The sequence below is a fragment of the Pedobacter lusitanus genome (assembly GCF_040026395.1).
Taxonomy (GTDB): Bacteria; Bacteroidota; Bacteroidia; order Sphingobacteriales; family Sphingobacteriaceae; genus Pedobacter; species Pedobacter lusitanus.
This window is the reverse complement of sequence record NZ_CP157278.1, coordinates 3622291-3641132: the sequence shown is the minus strand read 5'-3', so window position 1 is coordinate 3641132 and position 18842 is coordinate 3622291. Positions and strand designations below refer to the sequence as shown.

Sequence of the window (18842 nt, the reverse complement as noted above, 5' to 3'; positions counted from 1 at the left end):
TTTTTTTCGTTAATCTGTTATAACAAATATTTAGTTCAATTATTGTGCTTAATTTAAATAAATTCTCTCAGCGTATCTATTTAAATTTAAGTCTGTGCTCCTATCCAAAAGCAGCCAGGGCTGCCAGGATGCGTTTTTTTGTTTCCTCAGCACCTAAAGTTACTGCAATATCAAAAACACCCGGACCAAACTTTCCACCAACCAGCATAATCCTGAATGGCAGCATTAACTCTCCTGGTTTCAAATTATGTTCCGCTGCTAAGGCCTTAAACTTATCTTCCAGTTCCAGAGCCGACAATCCGTTTTCAGGCATTGGTACATAAGCATTAAAAAATGCAGCTTTTTCTGCACTCCATTTACTTTGTACTGCAGGAAGATCATATTCAGCAGGAGCTTTAAAGAAATATTCACTCTGAGCCACAAAATCAGTCAGTAAATTACATCTGTCTTTAATCAGGCTGATCACCTTTAAGGTAAACTGATCATCTGCCAGCGTAATTTCTTTAGCAGCAAACTCCTGTTTAACTATATCCAGTAAATCAACAGCTTCTGTAAGCTTAATCCATTCATGATTATACCACTTAGCTTTCTCAAAATCAAATTTTGCACCGGCTTTACTGATTCTTTCCACAGAGAACTTCTCAATCAGCTCAGTCATCGTGAAAAGCTCCTGATCGGTACCATCATTCCATCCAAGCATAGCAAGAAGATTCACAAAAGCTTCAGGCATGAAACCCAATTCGCGAAAACCTTTGGTCAGATCACCTGTTTTGGGGTCTGTCCAGTTCTGCGCATAAACAGGGAAACCTAAACGGTCTCCGTCACGTTTACTTAATTTACCGTTTCCATCTGGTTTTAAGATTAATGGCAAATGTGCCCAATTTGGCATTTCCTCTTCCCAGCCCAGATATTTCCATAATAAAATATGAACTGGTGCCGATGGCAGCCACTCTTCACCTCTAAAAATATGACTGATTTCCATCGCTCTGTCATCTGCCACTACGGCCAGGTGATACGTTGGCATCCCATCAGCCTTTAAAAGCACTTTATCATCTACAAGATTAGTATCAAAACTAACCAGTCCGCGAATCATATCTACAAAAGACACCTGATCATCTGCCGGCATTTTTATGCGGACAACATGCGGTGTGTTATTTTTCAAAAGTAGATCAACCTCTTCTGCAGAAAGCGTTAATGAGTTTCTCATGCTCATTCTCGAAGCCAGACCATACAGAAAATTAGGGATTTCTTTACGTTTGGCATCTAATTCTTCAGGAGTATCAAAAGCATAATAGGCAAATCCATCTGCAATCAGCTGTTCAGCATATTGCTTATAAGTTGGTTTGCGCTCACTCTGGCGGTAAGGTGCAAATTTCCCTCCTGTTTGCGGACTTTCATCAGGATGAATACCACACCAGGCCAGACAGGAAACAATATATTCCTCCGCACCAGCTACAAAACGGGTCTGATCTGTATCTTCAACACGTAACACAAAAGTACCATTGTGTTTTTTGGCAAATAAATAATTAAATAAGGCCGTGCGTACACCACCTAAATGAAGGCCCCCTGTCGGACTGGGCGCAAATCTTACTCTAACTTTCTTTTCCATATTATGATTCACAAAGATATATTTTTTAAGCGCTTACCGTTCTATTGATATCTTTTTGAATGCTATTTTGTATTTTGCCTCCATATTCTATGAATCCTTACGAAAAAAAGCGCCGCTGGAAGTTTTTCCTCCTCATTTTTGCGATTGTAATTGGAACCGCATCGGTGTTCTACAGTGACTTTTTCGTGAAAAAGATGGAACGCGAAGAACAGGTTCAGTTCCAGCTGTTTGTAAAAGTAACTGAGCAGGCTCTGGTTATGTACGATGATGATCGTTATACAGACCTGATTGAAACAATTACCAAAAACAACAAACTTCCGGTAATAATGACTGACGGAGACGGGATTATCTCGACTTATCTTGGTCTGGATACCGGAAAGACCAATTATGATGTAGAGAAGCAGTCAAAAAAAACTTATGATCCGGCTTATTTTGAAAGAGAACTCCGACAGATGAAAGCGCAATATCCTGGTACACCAATCATTGGTCTGGACGGAAAAATATGGCATATCTATCATAAAGACTCTTTTATTTTAACCCAGTTACGTTATTTCCCTTTCATACAGCTTGGTGTAATTGCGTTATTTTTACTAACAGCCTATGTTGCTTTCAGCTCAGCAAGAAGATCAGAACAGGACCAGGTGTGGGTCGGGATGGCAAAAGAAACAGCTCACCAGCTAGGCACCCCTATTTCTTCATTAATGGCATGGATAGAACTCATGAAATCCCGTTTTAATGCAGAAGATGATCCACTGATTGCTGAAATGGAGAATGACCTTAAAAGACTGGAAGTGATCACAGATCGCTTTTCCAAAATCGGTTCAAAACCCGTGCTCGAAGATCATGTTGTTTATTCTGTAATCAGCAATTTTATTCAATACTTCCAGCTAAGAACTTCAGATAAAGTAATTTTTACTATTACTGGTGATGACCAGGTACGAGCGATGCTTAATATCCCTCTTTTTGACTGGGTAACAGAAAATCTGCTTAAAAACGCAGCCAATGCTATTGAAAATGAAGGACATATCACTGTTAACATTATTGAGCACCTGGCCAAAGAAGAAGTATTTATTGACATTTCTGATACCGGGAAAGGCATTCCAAGATCCAAATTTGACGCCGTTTTCCAACCGGGCTATACGACCAGGAAAAGAGGCTGGGGACTGGGACTGTCCCTAACCAAACGTATAGTAGAAAATTATCATAGTGGACAAATCTTTGTCAAAGACTCCGAATTAGGCAAAGGCACTACCTTTCGTATCATCCTAAAAAGCAGTATAAAATATGAACCGACCTCAACCAAACGAATACCCGGTATGGGCATTGACTTACATTGAAAAAGTTAACGGAGACATCCTTGAATTATTAGAACGTCAGGCAGATGAATTCCCCGATTTCATCCGTACACTGAAAGCAAAGGCTGATTATGCCTATGCTCCCGGCAAATGGACACTAAAAGAGATGGCAGGGCATATTATTGATACTGAGCGGATTTTAGTTTATCGCCTAACCAGTTTTTCCCGCCTTGAACAAACCGCACTGCCAGGTTTCGAAGAGGACGATTATGTTGCCAATGCACATTTTGCGGACCGCGCACTGGATAGCTTTGCAGAAGAATTCAGACTGCTGAGAAAAGCCAATCTTTACCTTTTCAAATCATTGAATGATCATGACTTAAATCGCAGCGGAACAGCCTCCGAAAGACAAATTTCAGTTCGGGCATTACTGTATGTGATTGCCGGGCACCTGATGCACCATACACAAATTATTAACGAAAGATATTTATGATCTGGTTTTCCGAATTTACCCCTGAACAGTTGAATGACAGACCCAAGAATCATCTGGGTGGCCTTCTTGATATCCGGTTTACAGAAATCGGTGAAGACTCAGTAACAGCAACAATGCCTGTGGATGAACGGACTCATCAGCCGGCAGGCATCCTGCATGGCGGGGCCTCTGTAGTCCTCGCAGAAACATTAGGCAGTATAGCTTCATACATGTGCATAGATCCGGAACTGTTTCAGGCAGTAGGCCTGGAAATCAATGCGAATCACTTACGCCCTGTTAAAAGCGGAAAAGTTACCGGAATCTGTAAATCTCTGCATAAAGGGGCTAAAACGCATGTCTGGGAAATAAAAATTTACGACGACAGAGGAAAAATGAATTGTATCAGTCGCTTAACTGTTGCGGTCATTCCTAAAATCAAATAACTGACATAGCATTTTGCAAAATACCCTCAATACGATCAAAAGCATTTACCCTCTCAAGGATTTGCACTTAAATCTGCTGCTGAAAGAATTAAAGGCTGTGGAACTACCTAAAAATCATCTGATTATCAAGGCTGAAAAGGTAGAACGCTCCCTATATTTCATAGAACAGGGAGTGGCACGCGCCTACGTAGATGGCCGGGACAACCGGATTACCTTTTGGTTCGGTATGGAAGGTGATATTATTCTATCCTATCATAGCTATATTAACAATACTCCCGGATATGAAAATATAGAATTGCTCGAGAATTGCCTACTCTATGAATTAAAGACTGAGGTACTTGAAACCTTATACAATTCAAATACAGAACTGGCCAACTGGGGCAGAAAACTTGCCGAGCTTATTCTGATTAAAACAGAGGAAAGCTATATTGGAAGACTATTTAAACCTGCTAAAGAGCGATATATTGACTTATTGCAAACAGACCCATTGCTGATTCAGCGTATACCTCTGGGATATATTGCCTCTTACCTGGGCGTCACACAGGTTACCCTGAGCAGAATAAGGGCTGAAATCAAATAAGTTCATTTTTTAACATTTGTAAAAAACCACAGCGGTAATACGCCGTATTTTTGTGTCAAATTATAAAATTATGAACTGGATCATTTTGATTATTGCAGGCTTATTTGAGGTTGGATTTACGACCAGTCTTAAGCTTTCCAATAACTTTTCTAACCTGAAGTGGAGTATTGCATTCTTCGCCTGTATTACATTAAGCTTCTTCTTCTTAAACAAAGCAACTCAGACTTTACCAATGGGTACTGCATATGCGGTCTGGACCGGCATAGGTGCTGTTGGAACTGTTATCGTCGGTATTTTATATTTTGATGAGCCGGCAAATTTCTGGCGGATATTTTTTATCGCGACACTGATTGCTTCTATACTGGGTTTGAAATTCTTTGCCGGTAGTGCCCATTAAATTGCTGACAGCATAAAAACGATATAAAAAAAGAGGGAGACCATATGGTCTCCCTCTTTTTTTATATACTCAACTGAGATTTAAATTATTTAATCGTTACGGGCACTTCAACCGAAGTTTTATCCCATCCGATAATAAGATTTGCTCCTGATGCATTTGGAGTGAAAGTAATTGCCAGCGCCTCAACAACTGTTGTTAAAGGTTTAACTGGTACTGATACTCTGACTACATCTTTACTTTCATCATAAGTATATGCACCCCAGCGATCAGTCTGTTTATTAATAATCACAGTCCATTTATCCTGTTCAGGAATAGCAAATAAACTATAAGCACCTGCAGGAATAGTTTTACCACCGATAACTACCGGTTTAAAAAATCTGATTTCCGTGCTTTCATTTGCACCAGCTCTCCATACCTGTCCATAAGGTTCCAGTTTCCCGAATATTTCACGGCCTTTCACTGAAGGTCTTGAATAAATTACTTTGATTAGCGGCGCAGAATTATCTCCCTTTTTTACTTTAGCAGCATTTAAAGGAAAATAAGCAATATCTGCGGGGCTTGTGTCCAGGCCTGGGAATTTAACATCCTGCGCATTAACAGTAAAGGCAAATAATGCCATTACAAGAAACAGATTGAGCTTTTTCATCTTATAAAGATATTTTATAAACGGGTTAAATTAATATTTACGCCCTTTTACGATTGAACTCAGGAAAACTGCTCCCATAATCAATCCTAAAACGCCACCAAAAAGTGACCACAGGAAACTACCAGAAATAACTGCCGCAGTAGCTATTCCACATACAAGGCCTAAAACTGAATAAACCCAATCAAAACTTTTGTTATTTTCTTCTTTAATCATCCTTAAAATATTGATGATCCAAAGGTATTGATTTATTTCAAATAAGAAAGAATTCAGGGCTTTATCAAAAATAATGGCCTGCTAATATTGTCAGTTCATTGTAATTTGTGATCCAGATCATAAATCTTTTATCAATTCAATCGATCGATTGATTAATTTTGTCCCATCAAATCACAATGGAAAAGCCAGATAAAAGAACGAGCATATTAATTGCTGCTCAAAAATTGTTTTCTGAGTTGGGATATGAAGGAACTTCAACCCGCCAGATAGCTAAAGAATCAGGGGCAAACATGTCCATGATCAATTATTACTTTGGATCGAAGGAAGGTGTCTTTCTGGAAGTAATCAACGAAAGAGTTCAGGGTTTTAAAGCACAATTAGTCAGTATCAGTGAAGACCAGTGTCTTCCGTTAGAAAAATTGATAAAGGTAATTGAAGGATATACCAGACGTATTCTTTCAGACATCCCGTTTCATAAAATGATGTACAGAGAAATTTCTCTTGCTCAGCGCCCCGAAATGTGCCTGAGACTGAAAGATGCAATGTCTGGAAATATGCAGGTTATTGAAACCATAATCAATAGTGGAATTGCCGACGGAACATTTAAATCTATAGATACCAGAATGCTGATTGCAACGATTATGGGTACCATCAGCAGTGTCGCTACCATGCCGTCAAAAATTACACAGGGATCAATTTTAGACATTACCATTCCAAAAGACAAAGAAATTTTAACTGACCGCTTAATCGCACATCTGAAAGATCTGGTCACCACCTATTTAACACCCCAAAAATGATACACAAAACAATTAAAATGAGTTGCTTCGCTCTCTTGCTGCCGGGCATGCTCTATGCACAGAATGTAAAGAAACTGACGCTTCAGGAAGCGATTCAGTTAGGGATAGAAAACAGCAAGAATCTAAAGCTATCTCAGAATAAAATTGAAGAAGCAATGGCAAAACTGGACGTGACCAAAGACAACTCACTGCCAACTGCAAAAGCCAGTGTAATGTATAATCACGCAGAAATCCCTGCTAATCAATTGGTCTTAGATGGCGGCAGCCCTATATTCCTGCCTAAACGTGCTAACGCCTTTGTAGGTACGGCATCGGTACAACAGTTGGTTTATGGTGGTGGTAAGATGAAATATGCCAGACAGAGCACCAAATTACTGGCAGATGTTGCCCGTCTTGACGCGGATAAAAATCAGGAAGAAGTAACTTATGCAGTTATCGACACCTATTATTCACTATACAAGGTAGCACAAAGTAAAAAAGTTGTAAATCAGAATTTAGCCTCAATTGCCAGTCAGCTAAAGCAATCTCAGCGCTTTTTTGAACAAGGTATCGTTACAAAAAATGACGTCCTGAGATTTCAATTGCAACAGGCAAATATTACACTGACAGATCTGGATATAGAAAGCAACCGCAAGGTTATCAATTATAATCTTGATATTCTTTTAGGTTTACCTGAAGATACAGAAATTGATATTACTGATCCGTCGGTTGGTCAGAAAGAGGTAGCTCCATTGAATTCTTACATTGATCAGGCATTAGCCTATCGTCAGGAATTGAGAGAACTTGATCTTCGCAATAAAGTTGCCGAAATAGATATTAAATCGGTCAAAGCGAATGCTACACCAACATTTGGTATTGGAGCAGATGTTTATTATATCAATCCTAACGGTAGCTTGCTTCCAAAATCTCACGATTATATCATGCCGATGACAGCTAGTGCCACACTTTCCTGGAATATAGGCACATTGTGGACCAATAAACACAAAGTTACAGAAGCAAGAGTTCAGCAGAAAAGTATCGTTCTGCAGAAAGATATACAATCTGATAATGTAAAAACTGAAATCAACAGAAACTACCAGAGTTACCAGGTAGCTAAAAACAAAATTAAAGTATTGGAAACATCGATTGATCAGGCAACGGAAAATGACAGATTACTCGAATCAAAATACAAAAACAACGTAGCTTCTGCTATTGACAGAATTGATGCTGAAACGCTTTTATACCAGGCAAAGATCAATTTAGAACTGGCAAAAGCCGATGCAGGACTTGCCTACTATACTTTATTAAAATCAACAGGAAAAATTTCTCAATAATATAATCCATCTAGAAATGACAACAGAATCGACAACGGAACAGACAATTGAACCAAAAAAGAAAAGTAAAATTGTCCCTATAATATTAACAGTACTGCTAATTGCAGGTGCCATCTTCGGCATAAAAGAATACATGTACTACAGAAATCACGTAGATACTGACGATGCACAGATAGACGGTGATATCAGTCCGGTAGTAGCACGTGTAGGTGGCTATGTAAAGGACATTAAATTTGAAGAGAACACTAAAGTTAATGAAGGCCAGATACTGGTTACTTTAGACGACAGAGACTATAAAGTCAAATTAGAACAAGCTATGGCCGGTCAGAAAGGTGCTGATGCCGGTGTTGGCGTTTCAGAATCTCAGATTATTGCTACTGCAGCCAATACAGGTACAGCTAAAGCTAATATTGAATCTGCCAAAGTAAAATTATGGCAGGCACAAAAAGATTATGATCGCTATGCAAACCTGATTAAAGACGGATCAATCACTCAACAGCAATTTGACCAGGCTAAAGCGACAAGAGATGTTGCTCAGGCTGCTTATAATGCTGCTCAGGATCAGTATACAGTTGCCCTTAAACAAATCGGCACAACAAAATCTCAACTTGCGGTAAGCAGCAATAGCGTATCTCAGCACCAGTCTGATGTTGATTTTGCTAAATTACAATTATCTTATACAGAGATTAAAGCACCGGCAACAGGAATCGTTTCTAAGAAAAGTATCCAGAAAGGTCAGTTAATCCAGGCAGGTCAGTCTTTATTTTCTATCGTGAATGAAAACAGTCTTTATGTAACCGCAAACTTTAAAGAAACCCAGTTGCAGGACATCCGCGCAGGTTTAAAAGTTGAAGTTGAAGTTGACGCGTTCCCTGATCAGAAAATAGAAGCAGAAGTTTATAACTTCTCTCCTGTTACCGGAGCAAAAGGTTCATTGCTTCCTCCTGATAACGCTACAGGTAACTTTGTTAAAGTTGTACAACGTATACCTGTAAAAATAAAACTTAAGGCCTCAAAAGAAGTTCTGGACAAATTACGTCCGGGTATGAGTGTTAAAGTTTCTGTAACTACAAAAGACTAAAAAAATGGCCGAGCATGGTTTAAAAAAATGGATAATCACGTTTACAGTGATCACAGCTTCCTTACTGGAGCTGATTGATACCACTATTGTAAACGTGGCTTTACCACAAATTCAGGGTAACCTGGGTGCAACCCTCGAGGATGTCGCCTGGTTATCAACAGGATATGCCGTTGCGAACGTAATAGTCCTGCCTATGTCAGGATGGCTTGGCAGTCGTTTCGGGCGTAAAAATTATTTCCTTACCTCCATTATTGTCTTTACGATAGCCTCATTCCTGTGCGGGAATGCGACTTCACTGGGTGAACTGGTTTTATTCCGTATTCTTCAGGGGATTGCCGGAGGTGGATTAATCTCTACTGCACAGGCAATTCTGATAGAAACCTGGCCACGTGAAGATATAGGTATTGCCACAGCATTATTTGGATTAGGTGCTGTTGTAGGACCAACTGTAGGACCAACTATCGGAGGATATATTCTGGACATCAGTTCATGGCCATGGATATTTTATGTAAATATCCCCGTCGGAATTCTCGCCGCCTACTGTACCATAACCTATATAAGGGCTACCCCTAAGGATGGGCAGGGTCTACCTGTCGACTGGTGGGGTATCGCATTACTGGCAATTGCAGTGGGTAGCTTACAAACCGTACTGGAAAAAGGAGAAAGTGAAGATTGGTTCGCAACTCCCTATATTATTGCCTTGTCAATAGCTTCAGTACTGGGTTTATTATTGTTCATATGGCGGGAAATGTCAACAGACCACCCGATTGTAAACTTTAAAATTCTGCGCCACAGAAGTTTCTCCATTGGTCTGGTCACCTCGTTTATTCTCGGTTTCGGACTTTATGGATCTGTGTTCGTTTTCCCTGTTTTCTGTCAGAACCTGCTAGGTTTCTCTGCTTTACAAACAGGAGAATTATTATTCCCTGGTGGTCTTTGCACCATAGCAATGATGCCATTTATTGGTATATTCCTTAAAAAGGGTATCCCGGCACAATTTATGGCAACGATGGGTATGTTCCTGTTCTTTGTTTTCTGTAATATGCTGAGCAAATCAACCCTTTCTTCAGGAACAGGTGATTTCTTCCTGCCACTGGTTATCAGAGGTATTGGTATGGCCTTATTGTTTGTTCCGTTAACAACACTGGCTATACAGGATCTTAAAGGTGCAGAAATTGGTCAGGGTTCAGGACTAAACAACATGATGAGACAGTTAGGCGGATCTTTTGGTATCGCAGCTTTAACTACACTGATTCATACCCGTCAGGGCTTCCACAGAAGTAGTCTTCTGGCAAATGTAAACGAATATAACCCTGCATTTACAGATAGACTGAATGCCTTTATCCGAAACTTTATGTCTAAAGGATACAGCATGCTTGATGCTAAAATGATGGCAATTAAAGCAATCGATGGCACAGTGACCAAACAGGCATTGCTGCTAACTTACAGTGATGCATACTGGCTGGTTGGACTGGTTCTGTTATGTTCTATTCCACTGCTTTATCTGCAGAAATTCAAAAAGAACGTGGACATCCCGGTTGACGTTCACTAAAATAAAAAACAGGCTGCCTTTTTGGGACAGCCTGTTTTCATTTCACAAAAAAATACAATGTCGCTACACACAACGAATGCTTATACTTTTAAAAGAGTTAAAAAACCTTAATGAAAGCAATTTATAGTATTTGTAATTAAAAAGCAAAATAAATTTATTAACATTATCTATAGGTCTTCCCGTCATTATTATGTAGCTTAAGCTCCCAAAAAGAACCCTTTTGTTATGACGCAGAAACTAAGAGTTACAGGACAAAGAGAATCCATTTTTAACAACGAAGTTGTCTCCAGATTTGAACTTTACAACAGCCTGTTCCTAACCCTCCCATTTTACAAAATCAAGGATACCGGTACCTTGCTGCCCCTTTTTATTAAGCACTGTGAAGACGGGGTAAAGAATCTCAAGACTCCTGCAGAAATCATTAAAACCTTTTTTGACCGGTATACCCAAACTACAGATCCTAAGGATATTATCGATTTATTATTCCGGTTTATTCAATATATTGAGCGTCAGGTTGTACTATTTGATGCTGTTGAAGATGCATCTTTCACTAAACTAAACACAACAGAAGATCATAGTTCACTGATTTCAATGTTGAAAAAAAGTGAATTCAATGCTGAACTTCATGAAAAAATAGAGCAGCTGATCAAAGATTTCTCTCTGCGTCTGGTTCTTACAGCTCACCCTACGCAGTTCTATCCGGGCAGTGTGCTTTCTATTATCAACGACCTTACCTCAGCCATAAAAATCAATGACATTGTCACTATTAATCAGCTGTTGCAGCAATTAGGGAAAACACCCTTTTTCAATAAAAAATCACCAACACCAGTTGATGAAGCATTGAGCTTATCCTGGTATCTGGAAAACGTATTTTATTTTGCCGCGGCCAAAATTCAGTCAGAAATAGACAGTAGTCTGGAGGAATTTAATATTCCTTCGAAAAAAGCAATAGAGCTTGGTTTCTGGCCAGGCGGAGACAGGGATGGGAATCCTAACGTACATGCTCAGGATACCATACAAGTTTCAAAAATGCTTCGCCAGATCCTGTTCCGCTGTTATTACAGAGATTTCAGGAAACTGAAAAGAAGGATCACTTTCAGAGGAGTGGAAGAAACTGTTTATAAAGTACAGGATGTACTTTATAAAAATGCATTTGACACTAATATTGAACCGGAAAACATTTCAGCCTTTCTGATTGAAAACCTGAATCAGATTAAAAATACACTGATTGAATTTCATGATGGGCTATTTGCAGATCTGGTGGATGACCTGCTGCGCAAAATTGAACTCTTTGGTTCTCACTTTGCCTCTCTGGATATCAGACAGGACAGCAGAGTTCTTCGTGACGTACATGCTTACTGCAGACAGTTCAAACCAATTATCTCTCTCTTCCCCGAAGATTATGATGAATTGAGCGAAGAAGAAAAAATACAGCAGCTTTCCTTCAAAACCGCAAAAGTAAACTACTCAGGTGATGCAGATCCGCTTACACAGGATACGCTTCAGACTATTGCCGAAATCAGACAGATACAACAACAGAACGGAGAACTTGCCTGTCATCGTTACATTATCAGTAATTGCCAGCAGGCCAGTGATGTGCTGCAGCTGATGGAGTTATTCTTATGGAACGGATGGGATGAAAAACAGCTCAGTATAGATTTTGTTCCATTGTTTGAAACCGTAAACGATCTGGCAGGAGCCTCACAGATCATGGAACGTTTGTATACCCATCCATTTTACAGAAAACATCTGGAAAGCAGAGGCAACAAACAGGACATTATGCTTGGTTTCTCTGACAGCACAAAGGACGGCGGTTATTTAATGGCCAACTGGTCCATTTTCAACGCCAAGGTGGCCTTAACTGCGACCTCTGTGGCTCATAACATACAGTTGGCGTTTTTTGATGGCCGTGGCGGTCCTCCTTCAAGAGGCGGGGGTAAAACCCATCGTTTTTACGCCTCCATGGGTAAAGAGATTGCTAATAAAAATATTCAGCTTACTATCCAGGGGCAGACGATCAGTTCTCAGTATGGCTCTGTTGACAGTGCCGAATTCAATATCGAACAACTGATTAATGCCGGGATTTCATCAGGATTGAAAGAGAGACACAATATCTTACTTGATTCACCACATAAAGACATACTAAATGTAATGGCAGAAGATAGTTTCAACGCTTTTGTTGCGTTGCGCAAACATCCCTTGTTTTTAAATTATCTTGAGCGCTTCTCTCCTTTAAGCCTGTTATCAAAAATCACAATCAGCAGCAGACCTGTAAAAAGGAGTTCAGGTGAGAAATTACGTCTCGAAGATCTCAGAGCTATTAGCTTTGTAACAGCCTGGGGCCAGCTAAAACAGAATATCCCTGGCTTTTATGGTATCGGAACCGCTTTAAAAAATCAGGAAGCTTCCGGGAACTGGGAAAAAATCCGCCAGACTTATCAGGAGTCAGGCTATTTTAAAACTATTATTGACAACGGAATGATGTCGATGAGCAAGACTGATTTTTCTATTACTGCACATTTTGCCAATGATCCTGAGTTTGGTGATTTCTGGAAAATGCTGCGTGATGAATACGAAAGATCTAAAGAAATGCTGCTAAAATTGGCTGGTCACACCACCTTAATGGAGAATTATCCGGTTGAGAAAAGGTCTATCGCAGTGAGAGAAAAGATCGTACTTCCACTGGTTCTGATCCAGCATTTCGCTTTAGAGAAGCTACAACAGCAACTAACCGATCAGGAGCATCAGTCTTATGAGAAACTAGCTATAAGAACCGTTTACGGAATTGTAAATGCAGGCAGGAACTCTGCTTAACGCTATAAAATCCATTTATATAAAAATAAAAAGGAGGCACCCCAAAATCTGGCGCCTCCTTTTTATTTTCATACCTGATCTGCAGATATATGCTCTTCAACCTCTATTGCCGGAGGTATCAGCTCGTAAATAATCGGGGTAACAATTCTGGATAATAAAGTAGAACTGATCAGTCCGCCGATTAAAACAATGGCCAGTGGTGCAATTAGTGGATTAGTGGAGATAGCAATAGGTATTAACCCCCCAATTGCAGTCAGCGAAGTCAGTACAATTGGTAAAAACCTTACCTCACCAGCCTCACGAATTGCATCCTGCAGACTCTTACCCTGCTTTCTCAGCTGATTAGTGAAATCTACCAGCAAAATTGTGTTCTTCACCTCTATCCCTGCCAGTGCAATCAATCCAATAATTGCTACAAAAGACAGCGAATTTCCAGTTATCCATAAAGCTACCGCAGCTCCAACCACTCCGAGCGGGATGACAGATAAAACGATCAGCGTACTTTTAAATGTCTTAAATAAAAGAATCAGCACAGCTATAAACAAGAATACAGTAACCAGAATAATGTTTAAAAATCCACCAAAAGAATTATTTCTGGACTCCACTTCTCCGCCCATTTCAAAACTGTAACCAGCCGGCAAATGAAGTTTATCCATTTTCAATACCACGTCATCAATTACGCGGTTAACCAAAAAGCCATCCTGAACATTCGCCTGTACAGAAACCACTCTTTTCTTTTCCTGGTGATTGATCACTGCCTGTGACGCTTCCAGCTTCAGATCAGCGACTTGATTCATCGGTAAAGCATTACCTTTAGTATTATCCACGTATAAATTACGGAAAGCATCCATTCCCGGTCTGCCTTCTTTAGTCCTGGTCAGTAATACGCCATATCCATTTTTATTATCGTTATTATAAAAAGTACCCAGGTTCAAACCAGTAACGGCAAGTCTTGCAGTCTGGTCAATACTGATCGTCGGTACCCCCAGCAGCTGCGCTTTTTCTTTGTTTATCACTACACGAATATCACTTTTAAGCAAATTAACTGGATTTCTGACATACATGGTTCCGGGGGCTTGCTGCAATAACTTTTCCACCTGGAGAGAAATTGAACGCAGTGTATCCAGATTATCTCCAAAAAGACGAACCTCAACCGGTGCCACAACCGGAGGCCCCTGCTGGAAATTCTTCACTTCAACTTTTGCTCCCGGATAATGTGCCCAGCGCTGCTGCAGTCTTTGAATGAGCTTTAACTTTTCATCAGGTGAGGTGTTTTCATCCAGCTGTACAAATAACTGAGCAAAATCACTCCTGTCATTTTCAGGTATTACATTGTAATAAATACGTGGATTCCCTTTTCCTACATTCGAAGAATAATATTTCACCTCTGGTTGCTGTTTCAGTTCTTTCTCGATAGCCCTTGTCACTGTATCGGTATAGGACAAATTAGATTGATTAGGTGTAGTGATATTGACCAGAAACTGAGGTTTTTCTGATGCCGGGAACAAGCTGAATCCAATAACCTTAAAAAGGAATATGGATGTAACAAAGAGTATAACAGCAATAGAAATAGTCAGCAGTGGTTTTTGAAGTGCTTTGTCCAGTAAACGGGCATAGCTACCATGAATTATTTTTTTCAATCCACGCATCAGCATGTTTCCTTCCGGATTTCCGACATGTGTTTTTAGCAAACGACTAGATAAAAAAGGGATAATCGTTAAAGAGACCAGCATTGAAGCCAGAACCGAAAAAATAACAGCAAGAGGTAAAGATCTGATAAAATCTCCTGAACCTTCCGGCAGGAACACCAATGGCATAAAAGCAATGATCAGCGTAATTGTACAGCCCACTACCGCCATACCTATCTGCCTGGTTGCCTTTAAAGTTGCTTCCAGACGACTATGACCTTCAAGCATCCAGCGTTCAATGTTCTCCACTACAACTATACTATCATCCACCAGGAGTCCAAGGGCAACGACTAATCCAACAATACTCAATTGGTTCAGGTTGAAACCAAACAATTGAAGCAATACTATCCCAATAGCCAGAGAAAGCGGAATTGAAATCATGACGATGATAGCCGGACGCATCCCCAAAGGCAATAAAGTCACTGCAACAAGCAAAATTGCGATGATAAAATCATGTCCCAGGCCAGATAATCTCCTGTTCACATTATCTGCCTGATCAAAATTCTGCACCAGATCAATATTAGCTGGTAATGTCTTTTTAAAACTGGCTAATACCGGCTGATAATCCTTTTGCGTTTTACTGATATTTTCACCCTCTTTCTGAGCCGCCGTTACAAATAAACTCCTGTGACCGTTAAGCCGCGTAATATGCTTATCTTCCTCATAACCATAATAAACTTTAGCTATGTTTTTTAAGACTATATTTTTCCCTCCCGCAGCATAAACAATCGTATTCTGAACGGCATCCAGTGTCCGGTATTCATTGGTTACAATATTAAAAGTCTGATGAGAAGCGTCAATGCTTCCTCCGGGAATACTGGCCATTTCACTCTGAAGACTATTCTTAACTGCACTGACCGGCAGGTTCATCTGTGCCATTTTTTCCAGATCCAGCTCTATACGAACCTGCTGTCTGGGCAAACCAAAAATGGATACTTTTTTAAGCGCAGCCACCTTTTCAAGTTCATCCTGGAGTTTTTCCGCATAATACTGCATCTTGCTGCGTGGCGCATTTTCCGATACCAGTGCAACCTGCAGTACATTAACATCCGAAGGCTGCTGTTTCTGTACTTCTATACTATAAATATCTGCCGGCAGCTCACTTCTTTTACCATTTACTTCTCTTACAATTTCCTGATACTTTCCTTCCACACTGCTGCTATACTTATAATCCACGCGCAAAACAGCCACACCATTAGAGATATTTGTTCTGATCCTTTTGATATCATCCAATCCGGATATTGTTTTTTCCAGCGGGGTAACCACCCTGTCTTCTATATCCCTGGGACTGGTACCCGGATAAACAATAATGACAGAAAAAGAAGGTGCATGCATTTCCGGATCCTCAGATCTGGGCATACTCAGCATGGTAGTAATTCCCAAGACAATGATCATCAGAAAGATTACCAGTGTAAACTGGCTGTTTTTTACAGCATAATCTGATATTTTCATTTTGTAGCCGTTAATGATGAATGAATACTTATCGGGCTGTTATCTGTCAGATATGCCGATCCCGAAACAATTAATGCCCCTGCATCCTGAAGGCCATCGCTGATGATAACCGTATTTTTTTCAATTCCGGCAACTGTCACTTTCACCTTACGGGCCGTTTTATTGTCATTGGTAATAAATACAAAACCACTATTCCCATTTCCGTCCAGTAAAGCTTCATAAGGTATTTGCCAGGTTCCTTTGTGATCAATTGTTTTTGAAGGTTTGAGTACAGCTTTCCCAAACATACCAGCTGCGATTGCTTTAGGTCTGCTGCCGGTCAAAGTAATATAGGCTGTAAAAGTTCCTGTAACTGCATCAACCCCTTCAGATTTACGACTGACTACCCCATCCAGCACCTGTCCCGGAATCGCGGTGGTTTCAATCTGAGCATGATCATTTAATTTTAAAATAGCCCATTCCCTGTCACTGATGCCTACTTTCAGCTGCCATTTTCCAGATTGAGCGCCATTAACCTGAAGCACTGCCGAACCCGCTGCTATCTGCTGCCCGGCATCGGCCAGCTTACGCAAAATGAATCCATTTTCCGGGGCATGTATTTCAGAATATTTTCTGTTGAAAGACACCAGATTAAGCTGTTGCTGGGATACCTGAAGAGCAGTTTTGCTATTCTGCAGTTGCTCCAGAGTCGCGACACTGTCACTGTAAAGATTTTTTGTTCGCTGGTAATCCCGTTTTGCCTTTTCAAAGCCCAGCTGTGCCTGCTGCACCTGTGCATTAATCTCGGTCAGGTTTAATGTAGCCAGTAATTGTCCTTTTCTGACCGCATCACCTTCTTTAACCAGCAGACTATTGATAATTCCTCCTGTTTTAAAAGACAGCAGAACTTCATCATCAGTGGTAAATTGCCCCGATACTGCAATTGAAGCATTACTGCTCTCCTGATTCAGCTTCATGATTTTAACCGGTATAGTATCATTACCCGTTTTACGGGCAACCGGAGTTGAAGAATTGCACGCGTAAAACAGTGGTATACACAGCAACAACGTGGTATAATGAATAGCTTTCATTTGTATATATTTAAATATTAATTAGTTAGTGGATAGGTGGCCTGATTACGTTCCAGATCAGCCAGTGTGATTTGCAAATCGGCCTGAGCGTCTGCCATTCTCAACTTTGCACTGGTTAACTGATCCTGCGCATCAATCAGTTCCAGATATAGCAGCTGTCCTGCACGATATGCCTTGAGCTGATCTTTATAGTATCTTCCAGCAAATGACAGCCCCGAGACAGCACTCACACAGGCAGCCTTTGCAGACAGATAATTGTTAAACGACTGCGTCAGCTGTAATTTAAATGCCTGTTCAGTTTCATCAATCTTCGCCGCATTGGCACGGATATTAGACTGAGCCTGTGCAGCTCTGAATTTATTTTTGCCCCCTGTAAACAAATCCCACTGAAGATTTACACCCCATAGGTAATACCTGGTTTTATCATTTACCTTAAAATCCATTCCCTGTGATCCCAGGTCAATAAATGTACTCAGCTTTGGAATCAGGTTAGATCGCTGTAGTTTATAATCAAGATTATTCACCGCTTTCAGTACATTTAGCTGCTTTAATTCTTCCCTGCTGGTCACCCCTGCTGTTGTATCAGGTACGGATAAAACAGCAGCGATAGTGCTGCTATCCGTATGAATAGAATCCTTTAAAGAGCGGTTGAGTAAAAAATTAAAATAAGCCTTCGCGTTATCTGCGTTACGCTGCGCATTGATTAAAGCCGCATTCGTTTTTTCCTGCTCGGTCTGAGCCCGGAGTAGTGCCGTTCCGTTTCTTACCCCATTACGCAATAAGCTCGTGTTTACCCGTATATTTTCATTAATAAGGATCAACGCACTCCTATAGGCTTCAATGCCCTGTAAGGCCTGGAAATAATGATAGTATGCCGTTTTAATATCTTTGACCAAAGTTCTTTTGTAAACATTCACTGCCGCCTGCTGGCTGCTGATCAGTTGCTGTTTGATCAATTTATTATAACGGATCTCCGCGTTAATCAGCGGAAGCGAGGTTCTGAGCTTCAGGTCATAAAAATTATCGGGATTCAATAAGAAAGACTGATTTGCAACCTGCGGAAATTTCGACGATGAGGTCAGCTGATTAAGTGCTGTATAAATCGGATTAACCAGATCACCAACAGGTACATCTATAGTTCTGCCCCCGGCAGACTTGGTATAACTCCCGAGCATGCTTACCGTAGGCATATACATAGCCTTTGCCTCTTTCAATGCAAACATTGATCTTTCCAAATCAAAGACCTGCTGTTTTAGGCCCTGATTCTGTGTAAAAGCGAATGAAATATAGTCATCCAGCTGCGGGTTCTGCTGCTGAGCCCGGACGGGGTTTCCCAAAAAAAGCATCCATCCGGTGAGTATTACAGACGCTTTAATAAATGATGTATACATAATAAACAGTGTTTAGTAAAAGGTCAAAA

The 18842-nt window shown here is 40.4% G+C and carries 16 protein-coding genes; 10 read left to right on the top strand and 6 right to left on the bottom strand.

Features of this window, described 5'->3' with window-relative positions:
- Nucleotides 1–100: 100 nt before the first annotated feature.
- Nucleotides 101–1609, bottom strand: coding sequence for a glutamate--tRNA ligase (gltX, locus tag PL_RS15585; RefSeq protein WP_041883479.1), 1509 nt, complete (start codon nt 1607–1609; stop codon nt 101–103).
- A gap of 89 nt (nt 1610–1698) precedes the next feature.
- On the opposite strand from gltX, the gene PL_RS15580 reads away from it, so the two are divergent.
- The 5 genes from PL_RS15580 (at nt 1699) to PL_RS15560 (ending at nt 4796) form a co-directional block, all read left to right on the top strand.
- Nucleotides 1699–2946: a sensor histidine kinase gene (locus PL_RS15580; RefSeq protein ID WP_348619871.1), complete on the top strand. Its 1248-nt coding sequence runs from the start codon at nt 1699–1701 to the stop codon at nt 2944–2946.
- Nucleotides 2894–3397: a DinB family protein gene (locus tag PL_RS15575; protein WP_041883480.1), complete on the top strand. Its 504-nt coding sequence runs from the start codon at nt 2894–2896 to the stop codon at nt 3395–3397. Before PL_RS15580 ends, PL_RS15575 begins: the two co-directional genes overlap by 53 nt.
- Nucleotides 3394–3819, top strand: coding sequence for a hotdog fold thioesterase (locus PL_RS15570; protein ID WP_041883481.1), 426 nt, complete (start codon nt 3394–3396; stop codon nt 3817–3819). The genes PL_RS15575 and PL_RS15570 overlap by 4 nt, the downstream gene beginning before the upstream one ends.
- A 61-nt stretch (nt 3820–3880) precedes the next feature.
- Entirely contained in the window at nt 3881–4399 is a 519-nt protein-coding gene (locus PL_RS15565; RefSeq protein ID WP_235324575.1) for a Crp/Fnr family transcriptional regulator, read from the top strand.
- A 70-nt stretch (nt 4400–4469) separates the two neighbouring features.
- Nucleotides 4470–4796 carry a DMT family transporter gene (locus PL_RS15560; RefSeq protein ID WP_041883483.1) on the top strand — a complete coding sequence of 109 codons (327 nt, stop codon included), beginning with the start codon at nt 4470–4472 and terminating at the stop codon, nt 4794–4796.
- Between the two features lie 85 nt (nt 4797–4881).
- On the opposite strand, the gene PL_RS15555 is transcribed toward PL_RS15560, so the two are convergent.
- Nucleotides 4882–5442, bottom strand: a complete 561-nt coding sequence (locus PL_RS15555) for a DUF2911 domain-containing protein (protein WP_041883559.1) — start codon at nt 5440–5442, stop codon at nt 4882–4884.
- 30 nt (nt 5443–5472) lie between these two features.
- The gene (locus tag PL_RS15550; protein WP_041883560.1) at nt 5473–5655 is read right to left on the bottom strand and encodes a hypothetical protein; all 183 of its coding nucleotides are present in this window, start codon (nt 5653–5655) and stop codon (nt 5473–5475) included.
- A gap of 176 nt (nt 5656–5831) precedes the next feature.
- On the opposite strand from PL_RS15550, the gene PL_RS15545 reads away from it, so the two are divergent.
- The 5 genes from PL_RS15545 (at nt 5832) to PL_RS15525 (ending at nt 13212) form a co-directional block, all read left to right on the top strand.
- On the top strand, nt 5832–6452 hold the full coding sequence (locus PL_RS15545) for a TetR/AcrR family transcriptional regulator (protein WP_041883561.1): 621 nt from the start codon (nt 5832–5834) through the stop codon (nt 6450–6452).
- A 17-nt stretch (nt 6453–6469) separates the two neighbouring features.
- A complete protein-coding gene (locus tag PL_RS15540; protein ID WP_348619867.1) occupies nt 6470–7765 on the top strand; it encodes a TolC family protein in 1296 nt (431 codons plus the stop codon).
- A 16-nt stretch (nt 7766–7781) separates the two neighbouring features.
- Nucleotides 7782–8846 carry an HlyD family secretion protein gene (locus tag PL_RS15535; protein WP_041883562.1) on the top strand — a complete coding sequence of 355 codons (1065 nt, stop codon included), beginning with the start codon at nt 7782–7784 and terminating at the stop codon, nt 8844–8846.
- 4 nt (nt 8847–8850) lie between these two features.
- Entirely contained in the window at nt 8851–10398 is a 1548-nt protein-coding gene (locus PL_RS15530; RefSeq protein ID WP_041883563.1) for a DHA2 family efflux MFS transporter permease subunit, read from the top strand.
- A 225-nt stretch (nt 10399–10623) separates the two neighbouring features.
- The gene (locus PL_RS15525; RefSeq protein WP_041883564.1) at nt 10624–13212 is read left to right on the top strand and encodes a phosphoenolpyruvate carboxylase; all 2589 of its coding nucleotides are present in this window, start codon (nt 10624–10626) and stop codon (nt 13210–13212) included.
- Nucleotides 13213–13280: 68 nt separating this feature from the next.
- On the opposite strand, the gene PL_RS15520 is transcribed toward PL_RS15525, so the two are convergent.
- The 3 genes from PL_RS15520 to PL_RS15510 are packed head-to-tail and all read right to left on the bottom strand — an operon-like array spanning nt 13281 to nt 18813.
- A complete protein-coding gene (locus PL_RS15520; RefSeq protein WP_041883565.1) occupies nt 13281–16352 on the bottom strand; it encodes an efflux RND transporter permease subunit in 3072 nt (1023 codons plus the stop codon).
- Nucleotides 16349–17422, bottom strand: a complete 1074-nt coding sequence (locus PL_RS15515) for an efflux RND transporter periplasmic adaptor subunit (protein ID WP_041883566.1) — start codon at nt 17420–17422, stop codon at nt 16349–16351. Before PL_RS15515 ends, PL_RS15520 begins: the two co-directional genes overlap by 4 nt.
- 17 nt (nt 17423–17439) lie before the next feature.
- Nucleotides 17440–18813: a TolC family protein gene (locus tag PL_RS15510; protein ID WP_041883567.1), complete on the bottom strand. Its 1374-nt coding sequence runs from the start codon at nt 18811–18813 to the stop codon at nt 17440–17442.
- Nucleotides 18814–18842: the final 29 nt, after the last annotated feature.

Excerpts from the sequence above, each read along its gene's own strand:
- gltX (WP_041883479.1), bottom strand. The coding sequence starts at position 1,609 with ATGGAAAAGAAAGTTAGAGTAAGATTTGCGCCCAGTCCGACAGGGGGC.
- PL_RS15580 (WP_348619871.1), top strand. The coding sequence starts at position 1,699 with ATGAATCCTTACGAAAAAAAGCGCCGCTGGAAGTTTTTCCTCCTCATT.
- PL_RS15575 (WP_041883480.1), top strand. The coding sequence starts at position 2,894 with ATGAACCGACCTCAACCAAACGAATACCCGGTATGGGCATTGACTTAC.
- PL_RS15570 (WP_041883481.1), top strand. The coding sequence starts at position 3,394 with ATGATCTGGTTTTCCGAATTTACCCCTGAACAGTTGAATGACAGACCC.
- PL_RS15560 (WP_041883483.1), top strand. The coding sequence starts at position 4,470 with ATGAACTGGATCATTTTGATTATTGCAGGCTTATTTGAGGTTGGATTT.
- PL_RS15555 (WP_041883559.1), bottom strand. The coding sequence starts at position 5,442 with ATGAAAAAGCTCAATCTGTTTCTTGTAATGGCATTATTTGCCTTTACT.
- PL_RS15550 (WP_041883560.1), bottom strand. The coding sequence starts at position 5,655 with ATGATTAAAGAAGAAAATAACAAAAGTTTTGATTGGGTTTATTCAGTT.
- PL_RS15545 (WP_041883561.1), top strand. The coding sequence starts at position 5,832 with ATGGAAAAGCCAGATAAAAGAACGAGCATATTAATTGCTGCTCAAAAA.
- PL_RS15540 (WP_348619867.1), top strand. The coding sequence starts at position 6,470 with ATGAGTTGCTTCGCTCTCTTGCTGCCGGGCATGCTCTATGCACAGAAT.
- PL_RS15535 (WP_041883562.1), top strand. The coding sequence starts at position 7,782 with ATGACAACAGAATCGACAACGGAACAGACAATTGAACCAAAAAAGAAA.
- PL_RS15530 (WP_041883563.1), top strand. The coding sequence starts at position 8,851 with ATGGCCGAGCATGGTTTAAAAAAATGGATAATCACGTTTACAGTGATC.
- PL_RS15525 (WP_041883564.1), top strand. The coding sequence starts at position 10,624 with ATGACGCAGAAACTAAGAGTTACAGGACAAAGAGAATCCATTTTTAAC.
- PL_RS15520 (WP_041883565.1), bottom strand. The coding sequence starts at position 16,352 with ATGAAAATATCAGATTATGCTGTAAAAAACAGCCAGTTTACACTGGTA.
- PL_RS15515 (WP_041883566.1), bottom strand. The coding sequence starts at position 17,422 with ATGAAAGCTATTCATTATACCACGTTGTTGCTGTGTATACCACTGTTT.
- PL_RS15510 (WP_041883567.1), bottom strand. The coding sequence starts at position 18,813 with ATGTATACATCATTTATTAAAGCGTCTGTAATACTCACCGGATGGATG.